The organism is Methanospirillum sp. (genome assembly GCF_035406105.1).
Taxonomy (GTDB): Archaea; Halobacteriota; Methanomicrobia; order Methanomicrobiales; family Methanospirillaceae; genus Methanospirillum.
This window is the reverse complement of record NZ_DAONKG010000305.1, coordinates 1-2,177: the sequence shown is the minus strand read 5'-3', so window position 1 is coordinate 2,177 and position 2,177 is coordinate 1. Positions and strand designations below refer to the sequence as shown.

The 2,177-nt window shown below is 47.0% G+C and carries 2 protein-coding genes and 1 pseudogene; 1 reads left to right on the top strand and 2 read right to left on the bottom strand.

Annotation, left to right across the window (positions count from 1 at the left end; genetic code table 11):
* Nucleotides 1-196: pseudogene (locus tag PLA23_RS12780) on the top strand (ferrous iron transporter B); the annotation flags it as partial.
* Nucleotides 197-236: 40 nt separating this feature from the next.
* Here PLA23_RS12780 and PLA23_RS12775 read toward each other — a convergent pair.
* Nucleotides 237-1,178: a radical SAM protein gene (locus tag PLA23_RS12775; RefSeq protein WP_324475433.1), complete on the bottom strand. Its 942-nt coding sequence runs from the start codon at nucleotides 1,176-1,178 to the stop codon at nucleotides 237-239.
* A 157-nt stretch (nucleotides 1,179-1,335) separates the two neighbouring features.
* Complete coding sequence (locus PLA23_RS12770) at nucleotides 1,336-2,055, bottom strand: tetratricopeptide repeat protein (protein WP_324475432.1); 720 nt, start codon at nucleotides 2,053-2,055, stop codon at nucleotides 1,336-1,338.
* Nucleotides 2,056-2,177: the final 122 nt, after the last annotated feature.

The window sequence follows — 2,177 nt, the reverse complement described above, 5'->3', positions numbered from 1 at the left end:
CCTTCCCCTGGATATGACCGCCCAGCAGATGGTTGTAGCGGTCACCACGCTGACGATGTACTTCCCCTGTGCCGGGGCTTTTGCAGTACTGTATCGTGAGCTTGGGCTCTCCGGAATGATAAAATCGGTTATCGTTATGGCAATCACCGCATTTTTCGTGGGTGGAATCATGCGGTTCATCCTGATTGGAGTATAACAAGGTCAGGAGTGAACAGATCTGATGATCAGGTACCTTTTCAGTCCTTCGAGGAGATCCAATAAAAAATTCCCCGTTCCCCACTTTTTGCCTGCACGATACCCTGCTGAACCATCAGGGCCAGTTTTTTTCTTACCTCCGGTGCCTGAAGACCCGTCATATGTGCGATATCTTCAGCAGTACAGGGGCGGCGACGGAGTGTTTCGTCAATCCGGGCGATACTGTCATCCTGGGTAAGAAGAGTACCTGACTCATCAAATCCGGTGATATCAACCGGTATCCCTCCTTCAGCGAAGAACTCCTGGATCCTCTGTAATTGCAGCGGGTCAGGTGCAGATACCCATGCCTCGGTTCCCGGCCGGTCAAGATAATTGAGCTGGATCCGGTCCGGCCTGATGCGATATACCGCTGACCGGAGCAGGCTGAGTTCATTTTCAATGGTGTTCAGTCCGGGGATCAAAAATACCTCAAGCCAGATCTGACCTGAATACTCGTTCCTCAGGCTTTCTAGTCCCTGGATGATCCTGGTTACCGATAATCCCGGAACCGGACGGTGAATTCTCTCGAAAATCTCTTGTGTGGGTGTGGTTATCGTCGGACTTACGAGATCAGCACGGAGAAGATCCCGCCGTACATCCGGGTCAGTACAGAGACTTCCATTTGTCAGGACCGCCACCTGATACTGATCATAGTTTTGTTTCAGGTGGGCCAAAACAGGGCCGAGGGAGAGCGAGAGGGTGGGTTCGCCTGATCCGGCAAACGTAATATAATTAAGTTTTGGAGTTGAGGAGAGGATAGTATCCAACTGGTGGATGATCTCATCGGTTCTGAAAAATTCCCTTCGCTGTGATGTGAGATCAGTTGTTGCCCCGCATTCGCAGTATACACAGTTGTATGAGCATGTCTTAAAGGGGATGAGGTCAATTCCCAGAGATCGTCCAAGTCGTCTTGAGATGACCGGCCCGAAAATATGGTGAGTCATAGTTTCAATAGGATACCTGATTAATCGTATTCACTGGTTTTTTTCAATGGAATGATATGCAATCCATCTATCTTTAACAAAATATGATTATGTTTGAGTCTTTTTAGTATTCTATCATATTCTGAAAATCCTGAGTGAAAGAAGGTGGAAAAATTGGTTATACTCCGGAAACCACCGGAGGGATGTATGCTGACATCGGTACCGGATTTTGAACAATATTTCTCTGGTTCAGCTCTTCAAGGAGCCGGGATATCTCTTCGCGTTCATCCGGGTGGGACACTCCTGCCTTTTCGTACTGCTCAATTGCAGTTTCAAGGGCTGATTTCGCTTCTGCATACCGGTTTAAGCTATAGAGAACCCTTCCCTTTCCTGCATATGACGCCCATTTGGAGGATGCTCCTTGTGCATATGAGATGGCTTTCGTATAGGCATCAAGAGCTGACAGAAATCTTTTCTGACTTTCAAGAGCTATTCCAAGACCATACCATGCATCGGATGAATCAGGTTTGAGTTCTGTTGCAGCCTGAAACGCGGTATATGCAGCACGGTAATTTCCCCCCTCAAGAGCAGCAAATCCTTCTGACATATATGTTTCATATGCATCTGAAGCGATTACCGGAGTCGGAGTCGGGGTGACTCCCCGATCCAGGACCGTACTCGTCAGGTTTTGATCGATCTGGGCTAGCAGCCAGTTTGGGGCACTAAAGAGTGAACCATGGGACCATCCGGGTTCGTAGGGGATCATCCCTGAAGGGACAAGTTCTGGATCAAAAGAATACCCGTTGTAGTATGTTTTGTTGACATCCGCACCAGAAGGGCTTCCCAGAATAATCAATGTTATAGCCAGTACGAAGAGTATTGATGTGAGATGAGACATAGATAATTGATCTCATATGGGAAATAAATAGTTTGTCCTATGAACACAATTATCATCAGACGCTGTAATGGGTATGTTCCAATGTCTCAAATATCAGAAAAACAAATTTACCTTATATGGAA